Origin of the sequence: Longimicrobium sp., from assembly GCA_036387335.1 — a bacterium.
Lineage (GTDB): Bacteria > Gemmatimonadota > Gemmatimonadetes > Longimicrobiales > Longimicrobiaceae > Longimicrobium.
In genome coordinates this window covers 1-17,893 of record DASVTZ010000240.1, presented here as the reverse complement: position 1 = coordinate 17,893, position 17,893 = coordinate 1, and the positions used below count along the sequence as shown (strand labels likewise).

At 70.9% G+C, this 17,893-nt stretch carries 17 protein-coding genes; 15 read left to right on the top strand and 2 right to left on the bottom strand.

Translation table 11 applies throughout. The features are described 5' to 3' along the window. From VF647_24590 to recA, 6 genes are all read left to right on the top strand, one after another. On the top strand, nucleotides 1-534 hold a 534-nt coding region (locus VF647_24590), incomplete at its 5' end, for a hypothetical protein (GenBank protein ID HEX8455279.1). 221 nt (nucleotides 535-755) lie between these two features. Beyond that, nucleotides 756-2,039, top strand: coding sequence for a peptidoglycan DD-metalloendopeptidase family protein (locus VF647_24585; protein ID HEX8455278.1), 1,284 nt, complete (start codon nucleotides 756-758; stop codon nucleotides 2,037-2,039). Then, nucleotides 2,032-2,793 carry a 1-(5-phosphoribosyl)-5-[(5-phosphoribosylamino)methylideneamino]imidazole-4-carboxamide isomerase gene (hisA, locus tag VF647_24580; protein ID HEX8455277.1) on the top strand — a complete coding sequence of 254 codons (762 nt, stop codon included), beginning with the start codon at nucleotides 2,032-2,034 and terminating at the stop codon, nucleotides 2,791-2,793. The genes VF647_24585 and hisA overlap by 8 nt, the downstream gene beginning before the upstream one ends. After that, nucleotides 2,793-3,026 carry a hypothetical protein gene (locus VF647_24575; protein ID HEX8455276.1) on the top strand — a complete coding sequence of 78 codons (234 nt, stop codon included), beginning with the start codon at nucleotides 2,793-2,795 and terminating at the stop codon, nucleotides 3,024-3,026. Before hisA ends, VF647_24575 begins: the two co-directional genes overlap by 1 nt. A 675-nt stretch (nucleotides 3,027-3,701) precedes the next feature. After that, on the top strand, nucleotides 3,702-4,754 hold the full coding sequence (locus VF647_24570; protein HEX8455275.1) for a GntG family PLP-dependent aldolase: 1,053 nt from the start codon (nucleotides 3,702-3,704) through the stop codon (nucleotides 4,752-4,754). 155 nt (nucleotides 4,755-4,909) lie between these two features. Further along, nucleotides 4,910-5,962: a recombinase RecA gene (gene recA / locus VF647_24565; protein ID HEX8455274.1), complete on the top strand. Its 1,053-nt coding sequence runs from the start codon at nucleotides 4,910-4,912 to the stop codon at nucleotides 5,960-5,962. Between the two features lie 139 nt (nucleotides 5,963-6,101). On the opposite strand, the gene VF647_24560 is transcribed toward recA, so the two are convergent. Further along, nucleotides 6,102-6,722: an HD domain-containing phosphohydrolase gene (locus VF647_24560; GenBank protein ID HEX8455273.1), complete on the bottom strand. Its 621-nt coding sequence runs from the start codon at nucleotides 6,720-6,722 to the stop codon at nucleotides 6,102-6,104. Between the two features lie 335 nt (nucleotides 6,723-7,057). On the opposite strand from VF647_24560, the gene VF647_24555 reads away from it, so the two are divergent. From VF647_24555 to VF647_24545, 3 genes are all read left to right on the top strand, one after another. After that, nucleotides 7,058-8,947 carry a potassium transporter Kup gene (locus tag VF647_24555; protein ID HEX8455272.1) on the top strand — a complete coding sequence of 630 codons (1,890 nt, stop codon included), beginning with the start codon at nucleotides 7,058-7,060 and terminating at the stop codon, nucleotides 8,945-8,947. Nucleotides 8,948-9,138: 191 nt separating this feature from the next. After that, on the top strand, nucleotides 9,139-9,963 hold the full coding sequence (locus tag VF647_24550) for an energy transducer TonB (protein HEX8455271.1): 825 nt from the start codon (nucleotides 9,139-9,141) through the stop codon (nucleotides 9,961-9,963). 135 nt (nucleotides 9,964-10,098) lie between these two features. After that, nucleotides 10,099-11,592, top strand: a complete 1,494-nt coding sequence (locus VF647_24545) for an amino acid permease (protein HEX8455270.1) — start codon at nucleotides 10,099-10,101, stop codon at nucleotides 11,590-11,592. 355 nt (nucleotides 11,593-11,947) lie between these two features. Here VF647_24545 and VF647_24540 read toward each other — a convergent pair whose 3' ends face one another. Then, entirely contained in the window at nucleotides 11,948-12,139 is a 192-nt protein-coding gene (locus VF647_24540; GenBank protein HEX8455269.1) for a hypothetical protein, read from the bottom strand. Between the two features lie 136 nt (nucleotides 12,140-12,275). On the opposite strand from VF647_24540, the gene VF647_24535 reads away from it, so the two are divergent. The 6 genes from VF647_24535 to VF647_24510 all read left to right on the top strand — a co-directional run bounded on the left by VF647_24535 (nucleotide 12,276) and on the right by VF647_24510 (nucleotide 17,721). Continuing rightward, on the top strand, nucleotides 12,276-12,914 hold the full coding sequence (locus VF647_24535; protein HEX8455268.1) for a hypothetical protein: 639 nt from the start codon (nucleotides 12,276-12,278) through the stop codon (nucleotides 12,912-12,914). A gap of 71 nt (nucleotides 12,915-12,985) precedes the next feature. Then, nucleotides 12,986-13,546 carry an NUDIX hydrolase gene (locus VF647_24530; protein ID HEX8455267.1) on the top strand — a complete coding sequence of 187 codons (561 nt, stop codon included), beginning with the start codon at nucleotides 12,986-12,988 and terminating at the stop codon, nucleotides 13,544-13,546. Between the two features lie 123 nt (nucleotides 13,547-13,669). Then, the gene (locus tag VF647_24525) at nucleotides 13,670-14,365 is read left to right on the top strand and encodes a B12-binding domain-containing protein (GenBank protein HEX8455266.1); all 696 of its coding nucleotides are present in this window, start codon (nucleotides 13,670-13,672) and stop codon (nucleotides 14,363-14,365) included. Next, nucleotides 14,362-15,705: an ATP-binding protein gene (locus VF647_24520; protein ID HEX8455265.1), complete on the top strand. Its 1,344-nt coding sequence runs from the start codon at nucleotides 14,362-14,364 to the stop codon at nucleotides 15,703-15,705. Before VF647_24525 ends, VF647_24520 begins: the two co-directional genes overlap by 4 nt. 47 nt (nucleotides 15,706-15,752) lie before the next feature. Beyond that, nucleotides 15,753-16,430: a hypothetical protein gene (locus tag VF647_24515; protein ID HEX8455264.1), complete on the top strand. Its 678-nt coding sequence runs from the start codon at nucleotides 15,753-15,755 to the stop codon at nucleotides 16,428-16,430. 19 nt (nucleotides 16,431-16,449) lie between these two features. After that, entirely contained in the window at nucleotides 16,450-17,721 is a 1,272-nt protein-coding gene (locus VF647_24510; protein HEX8455263.1) for a dipeptidase, read from the top strand. The last annotated feature ends 172 nt before the right edge of the window (nucleotides 17,722-17,893 follow it).

Genomic DNA, 17,893 nt, shown 5'->3' with positions numbered 1-17,893 from the left:
CGGGCGGTGGAGGCGGCGCAGGAGGCGATCTCGTCGCCGCTGCTGGACAACATCTCCATCAAGGGCGCGGCCGGGGTGCTCATCAACATTACCGGCGGGATGGACCTGGCGATCGACGAGGTGACGACGATCTCCACGATCATCCAGGAAGCCGCCGGCGACGACGCGGAGATCATCTTCGGCGCGGTGCACGACAGCAACATGAAGGAAGAGGTGCGCGTCACGGTGATCGCCACGGGCTTCGAAAAGGAGGAGTTCGAGCGGTCGGACAACGTGATCCGCCCGGACTTCCGCGGCGCGCGCACCTCGGTGGAGCCGCGCACGCACGCGACGCCGATGTACGGCACGCGGCAGGTGATGCCCGCGGGCCCCGTCTCGCCGCCGCCCGCTCCGGTGGAGACGCAGGGGTCCAACGGCCGCGAATCGGGGGGGAGCACTCCGGTGCACAAGTTCCCGCCGCCGCGTCCCGCCCCGGACCCGCGCATGCCGAGCGACCTGGAAATCCCGACCTTCATCCGCCGGCAGATGGACTGAGGCGCGCCGGCGCATTAAGTTGTCGCGGTTTCACGAGCGAAGCGGGCTCGGGCGAAGGAATTTGCCCTGGCCGCTTCGCTCCCGCTTTTGCTGGTGGGAACAGCGGCCTCACACAGAGCCACAGAGGATAACGGCAAGGCACAGAAGGACTTCTGTTCTTGCCGTGCCCTCTGTGTCTCCGTGTGAGCCGCCGTCTGGATCATCCAAGCAGGGAGAGTCGGATGGCGCACTCGAAGAGCTTCTTCGCGGTCGGAGTGCTGGGCGGGCTGGGGTTGGCGCTCACCTCGATGGGCGACAAGCCGCGGGATGAGCAGCCGGTGACGGTTCCGGTCGCGCACGTCAGGACCGCGCCGCGGCCGGTCGAAGTCTCGTACGCGGACACGCTCCGCAAGGGCGAGACGCTTTCGGAGCTGATGGGGCGCACGCGGCTCAACATAGAGGAAGCGCGCGCCCTTCTCGCGCACATCGAGGCGGTGCAGGACGTGCGCAAAGTGCGGCCGGGGCTCGTGTTGCGGTATACGCAGGCCACCATCGACGGGCTGATGAAGCGCGCGGAGTTGGGGCTGGACGCCGACCACGTGCTCTCGGTGGAAGCCGGCAAGGAAGGGCTGGCGGCGCGCGTGGCCGAGGTGAAGGTGAGCCCCGACACGGCGGTGCTGTCCGGGACGGTGAAGTCCTCGCTGTACCAGGCCCTCCTCGAGGGCGCGGGCGACGTTCCGTCCGCCGAGCGGCAGCAGATCGCCGACGTGTTGGCCGACCAGATCTTCGCATGGAAGCTCGATTTCTCCAGCGACCTGCGCTCCGGCGACTCCTTCCGCATCGTCTACGAGCGGATGGCGCGCCCTGATGGCACCGCCCGCTCGGGACGCGTGCTCGCGGTGCAGTTCGAGGTCGGCGGCAAGCTCCAGGAAGCCTACCTCTTCCGCCAGCACGGGCGCGACGAATACTTCGACGGCGAGGGCGAGTCGCTGCGCCGCGCCTTCCTCCGCGCCCCGCTTGAGTTCCGCCGCATCTCCTCGACGTTCTCCGCAGGCCGCTACCATCCCATCCTGCACCGCATGCGCGCCCATAAGGGCGTGGACTTCGCCGCGTCCCGTGGCACCCCCGTGCGCGCCGTGGGTGATGGCGTGGTGGCGCGGGCCGGGTGGAGCGGCGGATACGGCAACGTGGTGCAGCTCCATCACATGCGCGGCTACGGCAGCCGCTACGCGCATCTCTCGCGCTTCGCGGACGGCATCCGCGCAGGCACCCGCGTGCACCAGGGCGACGTGATCGGCTACGTGGGGAGCACCGGGCTCTCTACGGGGCCGCACCTCCACTACGAGTTCCACAGCGAGGGGCGCGCGGTGGACCCCAACCAGGTCAAGTTCATCACCGGCGAGCCGGTGGTGGCGTCCGCCATGGACCGCTTCCGCGCACTGGTGGAGCACCGGATGGCCGTGATGGACCGCGCCGGATCGCCCCGCCTGGCCATGCGCACCTCGGGCGCGAGCGCCGGTGAGTGAATCCACCGCGCGCGGCCCGCGGTTCGACCTCTTTCCCGCCATCGACCTCCGCCGCGGCCGCTGCGTGCGGCTCCAGAAGGGCGAGGCCGAGAGCGAGACCGTCTACAGCGACGATCCCGTCGCAATGGCGCGCACCTTTGCGGACGCGGGCGCGCGCTGGGTGCACGTGGTGGATCTGGACGCCGCTTTCGGCGACGGCTCCAACCGCGCGCTGATCCGCGAGCTCGCCGCCGCCGTCCCCCTGCGCGTGCAGACCGGCGGCGGCCTGCGCAGCGAGGAGGATCTCGCCGAGGTGCTGGAGGCGGGTGTCGCGCGCGCGGTGATCGGCACGGCCGCGCTGGAAAACCCCGAGCTCGTCCGCCGCGCCGTGGAGCGCTGGGGAGCGGAGCGCATCGCCGTCGGCCTCGACGCACGTGGGCGCAGACCCGCCGCGCGCGGCTGGACGGAGGAGAGCGGGGAAGACCTCTTCGACGTCGCCCGCTCCCTGGTCGCGATGGGCGTGCGCACGCTGATCTACACCGACATCGAACGCGACGGGATGATGCAGGGGCCCAACCTGGTCATCGCCTCCGCGCTCGCCGGCTTCTCGGGCGCCGAGGTTATCGTCTCCGGCGGGATCTCCGGCATCGAGGATGTGGAGGAGGTCTACGCGGAGCGCCGCGCCGGCATCCGCACCGTCGGCGTCATCATGGGGAAGGCGATCTACGAGGGGAGGCTCGATCTGGCCGAGGCCGTGCGCCTGGTGGAGGGGTGATGCCGCAGGTGCACATGACGGGTGTGCGCTACAGCGTGCGGCAGGACGCTCTCACCAGCGCCTTTCAGGCCTACACTGGGATGGGCACCGTCGAAGCCCGCCGCATGGCCGCCGCCGTCGCCGCCGGCACCCGCACGACCCTCCGCGTCGAGGACCCGGACCAGGCCTACGACCTCGCCTCCGAGCTCGCCTCCCTCGGCGTCAACGCGGAGGCCGACGAGAGCGATTACTGAAGCTGGGAACGGCGGTTGTGGGAGCCCATCGGGACGATCTGGTCTCGGTGGGCTTCGTGCGTTGGGGGGGGGGCGCATCGCCCCCAACGCCGGGGGCTAAAGCCCCCGGCTGGAACGACGCGAAGGCGGCTGAAGCCGGCTCGTCCAGCTGCGCATCGACCCGGAGTCCGCGGGGGGAGTTCGTGCGTTTCAGCGGAATTTATTGCTCGTGCAACCGGGCATCGGCACTTGGCGGGGCACGGGCAGCCACATGGGGCGGCCCCTACGGGAATCGGTGCAGAAGGCGCGGGCGTGGGGGCGGCGGCGAGGGCGGGCAGACACGCAGGTCTGCCCCTACCGGTGACGGTTTGTGAGGCGAGGGGCTGGCACGGGCGCGATGAACGGCGCCCCGCCCGACGGAACGGGTCTCGCCCGAGAGTCCGTGAAGGCGGACTTTGTGCTGTTGTTGCCGCGAGTTCACTCGCCCGGTCCAATCCCAGCCCCCCAGTACCGCCCCCGCCCGCAACGGGCCACCATCGGATCGACTTTCGTGGGGGAGCTTGATTCGCGCCGTGGCGTGTGAGAAGTTTACGACGTGGACGGGCGGCACCTTGCCGGGTGAGCGCGGTGGGGGGATCTTGCGAGGCTCTTCCGCCCGGACCGGGCGGCGCACAGGAAGCCTGCCAGGATCCGCCGATGCACACCGAAGCCACACCCGTCGTAGACCTCCGCTCGGATACCGTGACGAAGCCGACGCCTGAGATGCGGCGCGCCATCGCCGAGGCGGAGGTGGGGGACGCGGTCCTGGGGGACGATCCCACGGCGGCGGAGCTGGAGCGGTACGGGGCCGAGCTGCTGGGGAAGGAAGCCGCCCTCTTCTTTCCCAGCGGAATCATGGCGAACCAGACCGCCCTCCTGGTGCTCGCCGCGCCAGGGACGGAGGCGGTGATCGACGACGGCGGGCACATCCTCAACTGGGAAGAGGCCGCAGCGTCGGCGTGGGGCGGCATTCAGCTCCGGGCGGTGCGCACGCCGGACGGGCTTCTGACCCCCGAGATCGTGGCCGAGGCGATCCGCCCGCCGAGCCTGTACGTGCCGCAGACGGCGGTCGTCTGCCTGGAGAACACGCACAACAGCGCCGGCGGGCGGGTGATGCCGCTGGAGCAGGTGAGGGCGGTGGCCGCGGTGGCGCGGGAGCGCGGGGTCGCCGTGCACCTGGACGGCGCGCGCCTCGCCAACGCCTCGGCGGCCACGGGGGTGCCGATGGCGGAGTTCGCGGCCGAGGCGGATACGGTGATGGTGGCGCTCTCCAAGGGGCTCGGCGCGCCCGTGGGGTCGCTGCTGGCCGGGAGCGCGGCGGTGATGGAGCGCGCCTGGCGCGTGCGGCGGCGGCTGGGCGGGGGGATGCGGCAGGCGGGGCTTCTGGCTGCGGCGGGGCTGCACGCGCTTCGCAACCACTTCCCACTGCTGGCGGAGGATCACCGGCGGGCGCGGCTCCTGGCGGAGCGGGTCTCCGCGCTGCCTGGCGTGGCGGCGCCGGCGCCGGATACGAACATCGTCATGATCGACCTGGTGGACCCGGCGCTGGAGCCGGTGGCGCTGCTGGCGGCGCTCGAGGCGCGAGGGGTGAGGCTCACTCAGTTCGGCTCGCGCAGGCTGCGGGCGGTCACGCACATGGACGTGGACGACGCGGGGATCGAGCGCGCGGCGGCGGTGCTGGAGGAGGTGCTGGGCTCCGGGCGCGGCTGAGGAATCCGGGCGTCCACTGCGGTGACGGAGAGCCTTGCGTAGGGTGTGAATTTGCCGTACACTTTCGCCTTGTCTTCGGGAACGGCATCCGGGGCAGGGGGTATTCAGGACATCCGCAATTCAGCTCTCCCAGAGCATCCAAACTGAGGAATCCAATGGCAAAGGTCGAGATCGCCGACGACAAGAAGAAGGCCCTGAACGTCGCCATCGGGCAGATCGAGAAGGCGTACGGAAAGGGGTCGATCATGCGCATGGGCGTCAACGCCCCCGCGATCAGGGTCAGCGCGATCCCGACGGGCGCGGTCAACCTCGATGCCGCCATCGGCATCGGCGGGGTGCCGCGAGGGAGGATCACCGAGATCTACGGGCCCGAGTCGTCGGGTAAGACGACGCTCTGCCTCCACGTGATCGCCAACGCGCAGCGCTCGGGCGGCGTGGCGGCGTTCGTGGACGCGGAGCACGCGCTGGACATCGAGTACGCGCGCAAGCTGGGCGTGGACGTGGACAACCTCCTCGTCTCGCAGCCGGACACGGGCGAGCAGGCGCTGGAGATCGCCGAGGTGCTGGTGAGGTCGAGCGCGGTGGACGTGGTGGTGATCGACTCGGTGGCCGCGCTGGTGCCGCGCGCCGAGATCGAGGGGGAGATGGGCGACAGCCACGTCGGCCTGCAGGCGCGGCTCATGAGCCAGGCGCTCCGGAAGCTGACCGGCGCCATCAACCGCTCCAACACCACGGTGATCTTCACCAACCAGATCCGCGAGAAGATCGGCGTCATGTTCGGCAACCCGGAGACGACCACCGGCGGCCGCGCGCTGAAGTTCTATGCCTCGCTGCGCATCGACATCCGCCGCATCGGGTCGATCAAGGACAAGGAGGTCCTGGTCGGCAACAAGACGCGGGCGAAGATCGTGAAGAACAAGGTGGCGCCGCCGTTCAAGCAGGCGGATTTCGACATCATGTTCAACGTGGGGATCGACCACTACGGGATCATCGTGGACCTGGGGGTGGAGAACGAGGTGGTGCAGAAGTCGGGCGCCTGGTTCTCGTACGGCGACGTGCGGCTGGGGCAGGGGCGCGAAAACGCCAAGCAGTTCCTCCAGGAGAACCCGCAGCTCGCCGCCGAGGTGGAGGCGAAGGTCAAGGACATCCTCGGGATGCGCGGTGTGAATGCCGCGGCCGACGGGGACGGCGCGGCTTCGGAAGACTGAGGTTTGCTTGAGGTGAGGAAGGCCCCTACCCGGGTGCGGGTGGGGGCCTTCTGCGTGGTGCGGGGCCGCACCGCCGGGGGCTGAAGCCCCCGGCTGGAAACACGCGAAGACCGCTGAAGCGGTCTCGGGAGGCGGAGGTCTAATCGCCTTTGGTGAGGTAGGCGTCGACGGCGAGGGGGTCGAAGAGGGAGCCGGCGCCGGAGAGGAGGAGCGCGCGGCGGGTGGAAGGCGGGAGCGGGGGCTGGTAAGGGCGCGGGCGGGTGATGGCCTCCACCACGTCGGCGGTGCGCAGGATGCCGGCAAGCTCGAGCACCTCCTCGTCCGCCAGGATGTCGCGGAGGGTGGCGTAGTCGTCGTACTGGTGGCGGATCAGGGTGGCGCCGAGCGGGCCGCACACGCCCCGTGCGATCTCCGCGCCCAGCTCGGCCTGGCGGTGGATGATCCCCAGCTCGTCGCGGGTGAGGACCTCCGTCTTGCGCAGGAGCTCCGCGGGGACGCCGATCATCCCCACTTCGTGGAGAAGGGCGGCGTGGTGCAGGATCGCGCGGAGCTCCGGGTCCACGCCCTGGTGCGCGGCCAGGCGGTCGGCCAGCATCGCCACGCGCGCGCAGTGGCCGGCGAGGCCGAGCTCGTCGTCGCGCCGCTCCAGCGCCACCATCAGCGCCGAGGCGACGGCCAGGCACGCCTCGATTTCCGCATCCTCGAACGCGGTCGGCGGCTCGGCGCCCGGCGAGCCGAACAGGCTGCTCAGAAAGTTCAACGGGGTGGCTCCGCGGGAGGGACTCCGACAACGCTTCGCCCGTTCGCTGAAGGCACCGTGCGTGCCGGGCGACTGCTACATGCGAGATCGTGTAAGTGTGGCCGGGAAGCAGGGGTGGTGTGTGCGTTGTGTAGCAGTTCGCGTCCCGGGGCGCAATCAGATGCGCATTGGCGCAAACTTTTCCGCCGCATGGAGTTGCGGATTGCCTGCAGGGCACGGTCGTCCAACCCGGGTTGAACAGCGTATTCCCGGCACCAGGGTTGCACCGGGCAGGACGCGGCCGGTTGGAGCGGCCGCGGAATGGAGCGAGAGCGGGCACCCACGAGAGGAATCCTTTGACCGACCCGAGACATGCGCCGCCGACCGGCCGCTACTTCTTCGTCCTGGCGCTCACGGCGCTGGGCGTGGTGTACGGCGACATCGGCACCAGCCCGCTCTACGCGATCCGTGAGTCGTTCCACGGCCACTACGGCATCGCGCCGACGCGCGGCAACGTCCTGGGGGTGCTCTCGCTGATCTTCTGGGCGCTGATCATCGTCATCTCCATCAAGTACCTCGTCTTCGTGATGCGGGCCGACAACCGCGGCGAGGGGGGGATGATCGCCCTGACCGCGCTGGTGGCGCCGCGCCAGGCGACCGAGCGCGGGCATCGCTGGATCCTGGCGCTGGCCGGGTTGTTCGGCGCGTCGCTGCTGTACGGCGACAGCATGATAACACCCGCCATCTCCGTCATGAGCGCGGTGGAGGGGCTCAAGGTCGCGACGCCGTTTTTCGAGGCCTATATCATCCCCATCACCATCACGATCCTGGTGATCCTCTTCGCGGTGCAGAGCCGCGGCACGGCGGGGATCGGCAAGGTGTTCGGGCCGGTTACGGTGCTCTGGTTCGTGACGCTGGGCGTGCTCGGACTCGTGCAGATCGTCAAGAGCCCCGGCGTGCTGGCGGCGGTGAACCCGCTGTACGGATACCGCTTCTTCGCCGAGAACGGGTGGCACGGGTACCTGGTGCTCGGCTCCGTCTTCCTGGCGGTGACGGGCGGCGAGGCGCTGTACGCCGACATGGGGCACTTCGGCAAGAAGCCGATCCAGTTCACCTGGTTCTCCCTCGTGCTGCCGGCGCTGGCGCTCAACTACTTCGGGCAGGGGGCGCTGATCATCCGCGACCGGTCCGCGGTGGAGCACCCGTTCTTCCACATGGCGCCGCAGTGGGCCACGTATCCGCTGGTCGCGCTCGCCACGCTGGCGACGGTGATCGCGTCGCAGGCGGTGATCTCGGGGGCGTTCTCGCTGACGAGGCAGGCGGTGCAGCTCGGCTACCTTCCGCGCATGGAGATCGAGCACACCTCCGCGCGCGAGATGGGGCAGATCTACATCCCGGCGGTGAACTGGGCGCTGATGATCGCGTGCATCAGCCTGGTGATCGGCTTCCGGTCGTCCAGCCGGCTGGCGGCGGCGTACGGCGTGGCGGTTACGACGGACATGGTGTTCACCACGATCCTCTTCGCCTTCGTGGCGCGGACGCTGTGGAAGTGGAGCATGCCGCGCGTGGTGCTGCTGGCCGCGGCCTTCCTGGTGGTGGACCTGGCGTTCTGGGGCGCCAATATCGTCAAGATCCCGCAGGGCGGCTGGTTCCCGCTGATGATCGCGGCCGGGATGTTCGCGGTGATGACCACGTGGAAGAAGGGGCGCCAGATCCTGGCCACGCGCATGAACTCGCGCACGCTCCCCATCGAGCTGTTCATGCGCGACGTGGAAAAGAACCCGCCCGCGCGCGTGGCGGGGACGGCCGTGTTCATGTACGGAACGGGCGGCGCCACACCCCCTGCGCTCCTCCACAACCTGATCCACAACAAGGTGCTGCACGAGCGCGTGGTGCTGCTGAACGTGGCCACGCTGGAGGTGCCGACGGTTGAGGACGAGGAGCGGCATTCGGTGAAGGAGGTGGGGCACGGTTTCTGGCAGGTGGAGGTGCGCTACGGCTTCACCGAGGACCCGAACATCCCCGAGGCGCTCAAGGGCATCTCGCACCCGGGGCTCTCCTTCAAGCCGATGGAGACGAGCTTCTTCCTGGGCCGCGAGACGCTGATCCCGTCCAAGAACCCGGGGATGGCGCTGTGGCGCGAGCACTTCTTCTGGATCATGTCGCGCAACGCACGCACGGCCACGTCGTTCTTTTCGCTGCCGCCGAACCGGGTCGTGGAGCTGGGGGCGCAGATCGAGCTCTGATCCCGGCATCGCAACGGCGGGCCTCACGCGGAGACGCGGAGGCACGGAGAGAACTTCGCGTGCTCCTCCGTGTCTCCGCGCCTCCGCGTGAGCCATGCAGTTTGGTCTCAGTGGATCAACGGGGCGGCGTCGGAGGTATGAGGTGCGAGCTTGCACGGGGAGCGGGTGAGACCGAGTCAGGGGGAGAAGCGGTGTTCGACCACATCGTCCACGGTAGAAAGCCGAACGGGAAGCGGGTGGGGGGCGCGGTCGCGGCCTCCATCGCCGCGCACCTGCTGATCGTCGTGCTGCTCGTGGGCCTGGGCAGGCGCGGGCTCCTGCTTGCGGACGAGATGGCGGGCGACGGGCCGTCGGCGGCGGACGACCAGGGGGCGGGGGGCGGCGGCGGGGGTGGCGGCGACGCGGGTGAGCAGGTAACCTACTACGAAGTCTCCGCGCCCATCGCTCCGCCCGTGGCACCCCCGGTCCCCGTTCCGCCCGCGGCGGAGGTCCTGCCGCCGGTCGTTCCGCCGCCGGTCACGCCCCCTCCCGCCGAGCAACCGAAGGCGCAGCCCGCGCCCCCCGCCGCGCCGGCCCCCACCCCCGCGCCGCCCACGCAGCCGGGCACGGGCGGCGGAGCGGGAGGGAACGCGGGTGCGGGCCAGGGTCCCGGCACCGGCTCCGGCGCGGGTCCCGGCTCCGGCGGTGGTTCGGGTGGCGGAACCGGCGGCGGCGTGGGCAGCGGCACCGGGCCGGGCACGGCGGGCGGCGAGGGGAGCGTGATCCCCCCCGTCGCGGACCTCCAGCTCTTCCCGCCCGATCCGCCGAGGGCCCTGCGCGGCCGCGCGGTCGAGGTGACCGTGGCCGTCAACGAGCTGGGCGCCGTGACCGGAGCGGACGTCACCATCTCCAGCGGCGACCGGCGCTACGACCAGCTTCTCCGCCGCCAGGCGATGGAGTGGCACTTCCGCCCCGCCCGCGACCGCGCAACCGGCCGGCCGATCGCGGTGCGGTATCCGATCGGGTTTGATATTTAGAAAAAGTGCTAAGTCCTAAGTGCCAAGTGCTAAGTGGACAGCGCACTAACGCACTTACGCACCGCCGTTCAGCACTTAGCACTTAGCACCCAGCACTTCCTCTTCCGTACCGCCCCCACCTCCAACGGAGCTCCCATGCCCCTGTCGAACGTCGCCGAGCCCCCGGCGAACGTATCTCCCGAAAGCGAGTTCAAGCGCGGTCTTTCCCTGCTCGATGCCACCATGCTGGTCGTGGGGTCGATGATCGGGTCGGGGATCTTCATCGTGTCCGCGGACATCGCGCGGCAGATGAACTCGCCCGGCGGGCTGCTGTTCGTGTGGGTGGCGTCGGGGCTGATCACGGTGTTCGGCGCGCTGTCGTACGGCGAGCTCGCGGCGGCCATGCCCAAGGCGGGCGGGCAGTACGTCTTCCTGCGCGAGGGGCTGGGGCACCTCCCCGGGTTCCTGTACGGGTGGACGCTCTTCCTGGTGATCCAGACGGGGACGATCGCGGCGGTGGCGGTGGCGTTCGCCAAGTTCCTGGGCGTCTTCTTCCCCGCCGTCTCGCCCACGCTGTTCGCGTCGTTCGGCAAGGTGCCGGTGCCGGGGGGCGTCATCGAGCTGGGATTGAGCTGGCAGCGCGTCGTCGCCATCGCCATCATCGTCCTCCTGACGGCGGTGAACATGCGCGGGCTGCGCGAGGCGAAGTGGATCCAGAACACCTTCACCTTCGCCAAGACGGGCGCCCTGCTGGGGCTGATCCTGCTCGCGTTCGTGATCGGGCGCAACGCGGGGGCCATCGGCAGCAACTTCAACATGATGTGGGCGGACACCGTCTCCGGCCCGCGCACCACGTCTTTCCTGGGGATGGAGCTGGTGCTGCCGGCGGTCCTCCTTGCCTTCGGCGCGGCGATGGTGGGCTCGCTCTTCTCGTCGGACGCGTGGAACAACGTCACCTTCGCCGCGGCCGAGGTGAAGAACCCGCAGCGCAACCTGCCGCTCGCCCTGGCGCTGGGGACGGGGCTGGTGACGGGGCTGTACCTGCTGGCGAACGTGGCGTACCTGATGGTGCTGCGCCTCTCCGCCATCCAGAACGCCCCCGAGGACCGCGTCGGCACCCTCGCGATGCGCGAGATGCTGGGCGACACGGGGCTCTACCTGATGGCCGCCGCCATCCTGATCTCGACGTTCGGGTGCATCAACGGGCTGATCCTGGCCGGTGCCCGCGTGTACTACGCGATGGCGCGCGACGGGCTCTTCTTCGAGTCCGCCGGCCGCCTCTCTCCGAAGACGCACGTGCCGACCTGGGCGCTCCTGGTGCAGGGGATCTGGACGGCGTTCCTGACGCTGACGGGCTCGTACGGGCAGCTTCTGGACTACGTGGTCTTCGCGGCGCTGATCTTCTACGTGCTGACGATGGTGGCGCTCTTCTCCCTCCGCATCAAGCGCCCGGAAATGGAGCGTCCGTACCGCGCGTTCGGCTATCCCGTGATCCCGGCGCTCTACATGGCTTCCGCACTGTTCATCGCGCTCCTGCTGCTGGTGGCGCGGCCGCAGTTCTCGTTCGCGGGGCTGTTCCTGGTGCTGCTGGGGGTGCCCGTGTACTACCTGTGGAACAGCCGCCGCACCGCCGCGCAGCGCGCCGTGTAGCCCGCGTCGTGTGACGATGCACGAGACCGCCCGCGGCGCATGTGCCGCGGGCGGTTTTGCGTTTGCGGGCGGCGGGGCCGGGGCGGGCACGGGCAGCCACGTGGGGCGGCCCCTACGGGATTGGTGCGACGCCGCGGGGGGCGAGGCACGCGAAGGGTGGGCGGACACGCAGGTCCGCCCCTACGAGCGTTGGTGCGCAGGGCGGGGGGTGGATGCGGGGCGGGGCACGGGCGCGATGAATCGCGCCCCTACAGGGTGTGTGCGCCCCGCACGGATGCATGCCACCGCCCCTCCCCCAGGCAGTTTTGGGGGAGGGGCCGCGAGGAACGAGCGGGGGAGGGGGCCCGCGAGGCCCCTACTCCCCCGTCACCGCTTCGATCTCCTCCTCCGACAACCCGACCACCGTGCCGTCGGGGAACTGGACCATGTGGCCCTCGCGGCCGCTCTCGCTGTTGTCGGGGCCCCAGTGGCCGATCACCTCGCCCACCTGGCCCACGTACGGCTCCGACTGATCGTACATCGACTTCACCACGCGGACCTTGAACATTCGCTCGTCTCCGGTTGGGCGTTGGGCGGCGGATCGTGCATTTCCCGCGCCGGGGGCGGCTGGCGCGGAGGGGCGCGGGAGGGCAGATTGGCGCCGTTTCTCACATCCGCAAGCGGCGAGTACCCCGATGACGCAGGTGGCGGCACCCGAATCCGAGACGCGCGCGCGGCTGCGCTCTCCCCACGCGTGGGCACGGCTGATCGTGGGGCTGATGGGCTTCGGCGTGGCGATCGACCTGATGGTGAAGAGCGGGCTGGGGCTGGGGCCGTGGGACGCCTTCCACCAGGGACTCTCGGAGCAGACCGGGATCACGCTGGGGATGGCCAGCATCGTGGTGGGGATCGCCATCGTGGCCTTCTCGTGGACGATCGGCATCCGCCCGGGCGTGGGGACGCTCGCCAACATGGGGCTGATCGGGTGGTTCATCGACCTCTTCCACCCCCTGATCCCCGATTCGCCGTCGTACGCGTGGGGCTTCCTCTTCTACGGCTTCGCGGTGGTGGTGTGCGGGCTCTCCACGGGGCTGTACATCAGCGCGGGGCTCGGGAAGGGGCCGCGCGACGGGCTGATCCTGGGGCTCGTGGACCGCACCCGCTGGCCCGTGCGCCGCGTGCGGACGCTGGTGGAGCTGGCGGCGCTCGGCTTCGGGTGGTGGATGGGCGGGCCGGTGGGGGTCGGCACGCTGATCTTCGCCTTCACCATCGGCCCGGCGATGCAGTGGGGGCTGCAGCTGGCGGGGGCGCACGGCGGGGTGCGGCCGGCCACCGAACCGTGACCGCGGACCCGGGGTATTCTGGCGTGACGCTTGCAATCGCGCGCCCCGAAACGGGCTGACCAGGGGGAGCGATGGCGGAGGGGAAGGAGGGGCGCCCGCGCGAGTGGGAGCGGCTGGAGAGCGAGGAGCGGGAGGACTACGAGATCTTTCGCGTGAGGACGGACCGGTCCCGCTCGCCGCGCACCGGGGAGGTGGAGGAGTTCCACATCGCGGAGTCGCCGGACGGCGTCACCGTGGTGGCCACGACGGCGGAGGGAGAGGTGGTGATGGTGGAGCAGTTCCGCCACGCCCTGCGCACCGTCACGATGGAGACTCCCAGCGGCTTCATGGACGAGGGGGAGAGCCCCCTTGAGGCCGCGCTCCGCGAGCTGCGCGAGGAGACGGGCTACGAGGGCGACGATCCGCGCGTCATCGGGTGCCTGGAGTTGAACCCTTCGTGGCAGACGACGAGGGTGTACGTGGTGGCTGTAGCCAACGCGCGCCGCACCGCGCCCACCGATCTGGACGAGGCGGAGGACATCCGCGTGCTGACCGTGACGCGCGAGCGGGCGCGGGAGCTGGTGAGGACGGGCGGGATCCGCGCCACGGTGGCGGTGAGCGCGCTGGCGCTGGCGGAGTGGGCGGGGGATTAGAGGAAGGTCGCGGTGCTTGCGCGCGGGCGGTTGCGCGGCTATCTCTGGCAAACGTCCGGCGCCGGCCCCACGCCGGGCGAGATCATCACCTTCCGGCGCGAACGCCGGGGCTGTAGAGAGGGCATGGCGTCAACCACCGCGGCCGGTTCGGAGCCGAAGGAAACCCCGGAGGAGGCGCTGGCCGGAGTGCGCTGGCGCTACCTGGCCGCGGTGCTCGCCGGCGACCGTCGCACGGCGTTCGGCGTGGTGGACCAGGCGCTCGCGGACGGGGTGCACCTGCGGCAGCTCTACCTGGACGTCTTTCAGCCCGTCCTTCACCAGGTGGGGCGGCTGTGGGAGGCGAACCGGATCAGCGTGGCCGAAGAGCACCTGGCCACCGCCATCACCGAGGCGGCGATGGCGCGGCTGTACGAGCTCCTCTTCGCGACGGTCGACGGGAGCGGGCGCCTGCTGATCGCCGCCTGCGCGGACTCGGAGCGGCACGAGGTGGGGCTGCGCATGCTGTGCGACGTGCTGGAGATGGAGGGGTGGGACACGGTTTTCCTGGGCGCCACCGTCGCCATCCCCGAGCTGGTGGAGATGGTGCGCACCCGCAAGCCTGAGGTGGTGGCGCTTTCCGCCTCCATCGCCCCGCACCTGGCGCGGGTGCAGGCGGCGATCGAGGCGCTGCGAGGAGAGCTGGGGGAGGGCACGCCGATGATCGCGGTGGGCGGGCGCGCCTTCCACGACGATCCCGGGCTCGCCATGAGGATCGGCGCCGACTTCACCGCGAACGACGCCTTGGAGGCTGCACGCAGGCTGAAGGAGACGTTCCCATGAGCTTCCGCATAGGGCAGGGGATGCACCCGGCGCTCCGCGCCTTCCCTGGCGCGGTGTTGGAGCTGGGCGCGGACGGCGTGGTGCTGGATTCCAACGGCCGGCTGGACGAGCTGCTCGGCCGTCCGCTGCCGGGCACCCGGCTGGAGGCGGCGCTCGACCGCCCCAGCCGGCTCAAGGTGGAGCAGCTCCTCCTTCGCCGCCCCGAGCCGGGCGAGGCCCCCGTCGCGTGGGAGCTGATGGTGGAGGGGAGCGACACCATCCACCCCATCGCCATGTTCCCCGTGTGGGACGAGGACCCCGCCAGCCCGCGGCTCTGGCTGGTCGAGTCGCCCCGCGACCCGCGCATGGGGGTGCTGCACGACGAGCTCGCGTCGGTCAACTCCGAGCAGGCCAGCACGCAGCGGCAGCTCGTGAAGGAGAAGGGCCGCCTGGGCCGCGCGCTGGACGAGCTGGAGCGGGAGCTGAACGAGAACGCCAAGCTCTCGCGCGCCCTGCAGGCGCAGAACGAGGAGATGGAGGCGCAGAACGAGGAGCTGCTGGCGATGACGCAGGAGCTCCACGCCGGACAGGAGCAGCTGATGCAGCTCAACCACCAGCTGGAGCGGCGCAGTCGCGAGCTGCAGCTGGCGCTCTCGGCGCGGAACCGCTTCTACGCCAACATGAGCCACGAGCTGCGCACCCCCATCAACGCGGTGATGGGGTACAACGACCTCCTGCTGGCCTCCATCTACGGCCCCCTCGGCGAGCAGCAGGAGCTGGCGATCGAGCGGTCGCAGCGCGCCGCCCGGCACCTGCGCGAGCTGGTGAACGACGTGCTGGACATCTCGCGGCTGGAGGTGGGGAAGCCCGAGCTGCAGCTGGAGGACGTGGACGTGCCGTCGCTGGTGGAGGAGACCTTTGCGTCGCTGCGCCCGATGGCGCACTCCACCGGCGCCGTGCTGCAGGTCTCCGCGCCGGAGCGGCCCTTCCTGATCCGGACGGACGGGCGGCGGCTGCGGCAGGTGCTCTCCAACCTCCTCTCCAACGCCATCAAGTTCGGCAAGGGGGCCCCGGTGTGGGTCAACTGCTCCCGCGCGCCGGACGGCGGAATGGAGATCGAGGTGGTGGACGGCGGCGACGGCATCGCGCCGGACGACCTGGCGCGCGTCTTCGACGAGTTCGTGCAGCTCGCGCGCGACGAGAACGACGAGTCGCTGCGCCAGGACGGCACCGGGCTGGGCCTTCCCATCGCGCGGCGCGTGGCGCGGCTGCTGGGCGGCGCGCTCGACGCCACCTCCGTCGCCGGGGTGGGAAGCACCTTCCGCGTGATCCTGCCCCCCACGCCCCCGGCCCCGCTCTGACCCACCCCGCCCCCCGGCGGCTCGCTCCCTGCATCTGACCCGGCTCCATGACCCAACCGAACGAAGCTCCCCGCCAGCCGCGCGAGTCGGACCGGCGCGGCAACGACCGCAGGAACGTCGAACGGCGCGCCCCCCTGCCGCCGTGGCGCCGCCCCTGGGCGTACGCCGCGTACGGCGTTCTGGGAGCCCTCGTGCTGATGCTGCTGTGGAGCGGGATGAGCGGCGACGACGAGCCGGACCCCGTGGACGACGCGCCGATGGTGACGCGCGAGCCCGGCGCGCCGGGCGTGGCTCCGCCCGCCCCGGCCACCACGCGGAACAACAACGCCCCCGTGGAGGCGGCGTTCGGCACCGCGGGCTTCGAGCGGCTGGTGCTGCAGGGCCCGGCCGCCATCGGCAAGACGGTGAAGGCGGAGCTGTACTGCGAGCAGCCCAGCTCCTTCCAGGTGCGCACCAACGTGGACGCGGAGGCGCCGGTGGCCGCGCTGGCCGCCAACGGCCGCATCCCCGCGGCGGAGTGCAAGTGGGGAGGGGCCAACGACCCGCGCCGCGAGAACTTCCTCCTCCTGGTGCCGCCCGACCTGGCCGACGACTTCGCGGCCACGCCGGTGATCAACGACGACTTCCAGCGCCGCCGCCGTCTGATCGCGAACGTCGAGTGGGTGGGCCGCTCGCAGGCGCTGGAGCTGCGCACCGCCGGCGTCTTCCGCGGCCTGTCCCGCTGAACCCTCTTTCGACCCACACATGAGACACGCCGCACTCGCGGCCGCCGCCCTCGGGCTGGCGGCCGCCGCCGTTCCCGCGCGCGCCCAGCAGAGCGACGCCGACCTGCTGGCCCGCGCCCGCCGCATCCACGCGCAGACGCCGCTGGTGGACGGCCACAACGACCTCCCCTGGGAGATCCGCGAGAAGGCGGGGGGCGACCTGGCGCGGCTGGACCCGCGCCGCTCCAACCCCGCGCAGCACACGGACATCCCGCGCCTGCGGGCCGGCGCGGTGGGCGGCGTCTTCTGGGCCGCGTACGTCCCCTCCGAGTTCGCGCAGGGGGGCGCGGCGCGGGTGGCGCTGGAGCAGATCGACCTGATCCACCGCATGACCGCCGCCTCCCCCGACCTGCGCCTGGCCCTCACCGCCGACGACGTGGAGCGCGCGCACCGCGACGGCAAGATCGCCTCACTGATCGGCATCGAGGGCGGGCACGCCATCGAGAACTCGCTGGGTGCGCTGCGGCAGTTCTACGCCACTGGGGTGCGGTACATGACCCTGACCCACGCCAGCACGCTGGACTGGGCCGACGCCGCCACCGACTCCGCGCGCCACGACGGCCTCACCCGCTTCGGCGAGGAGGTCGTCCGCGAGATGAACCGCCTGGGGATGCTGGTGGACCTGTCGCACGTGTCGCCGGCGACCATGAAGGACGCGCTGCGCGTGTCGGCGGCGCCGGTGATCTTTTCGCACTCCTCCGCGCGCGCCCTGGCCGACCACCCGCGCAACGTACCGGACGACGTGCTGCGGCTGGTGAAGGCGAACGGCGGGGTGGTGATGGTGAACTTCTACTCCGGCTTCGTGGACCCGGCCGCGGCGGCCGCCATGCGCAACATGTTCGAGGTGCAGCGCCGCTTCCAGGCGCAGTATCCCAACGACGCGCAGGCCGCACAGCGCGCCTATCGCGACTGGCAGCGCCAGAACCCCGTTCCGCGCGGCAGCATCGCCACCGTGGCCGACCACATCGACCACATCGTCAAGGTGGCGGGGATCGACCACGTGGGGATCGGCTCGGACTACGACGGCGTCACCTCGCTCCCGGTGGGCCTGGACGACGTCTCGCGCTTCCCCTACCTCACCGTCGAGCTCCTCCGCCGCGGCTACTCGGACGCGGACGTGGGCAAGATCATCGGCGGCAACCTCCTCCGCGTCATGCGCAGCGCCGAGACCACCGCCGCCCGTCTGCAGCGCGAGCGCCCGGCGTCGTCGGCGCGGATCGACGAGATGGATGGGGGGTTGGTGCGGCGGTAGGGGGCCCTCACCCCCCGGCCCCCTCTCCCGATAACAGGAGAGGGTGCCCCTCTCGTTCTCGGGAGAGGGGGAGAACTGCGTGCGGGTGGAGGGAATCGGGGCGGCGGCGGGCACGGGCAGCCACGTGGGGCTGCCCCTACGAGATTCGGTGCCGGGGGCGGGGGTCTGGTGC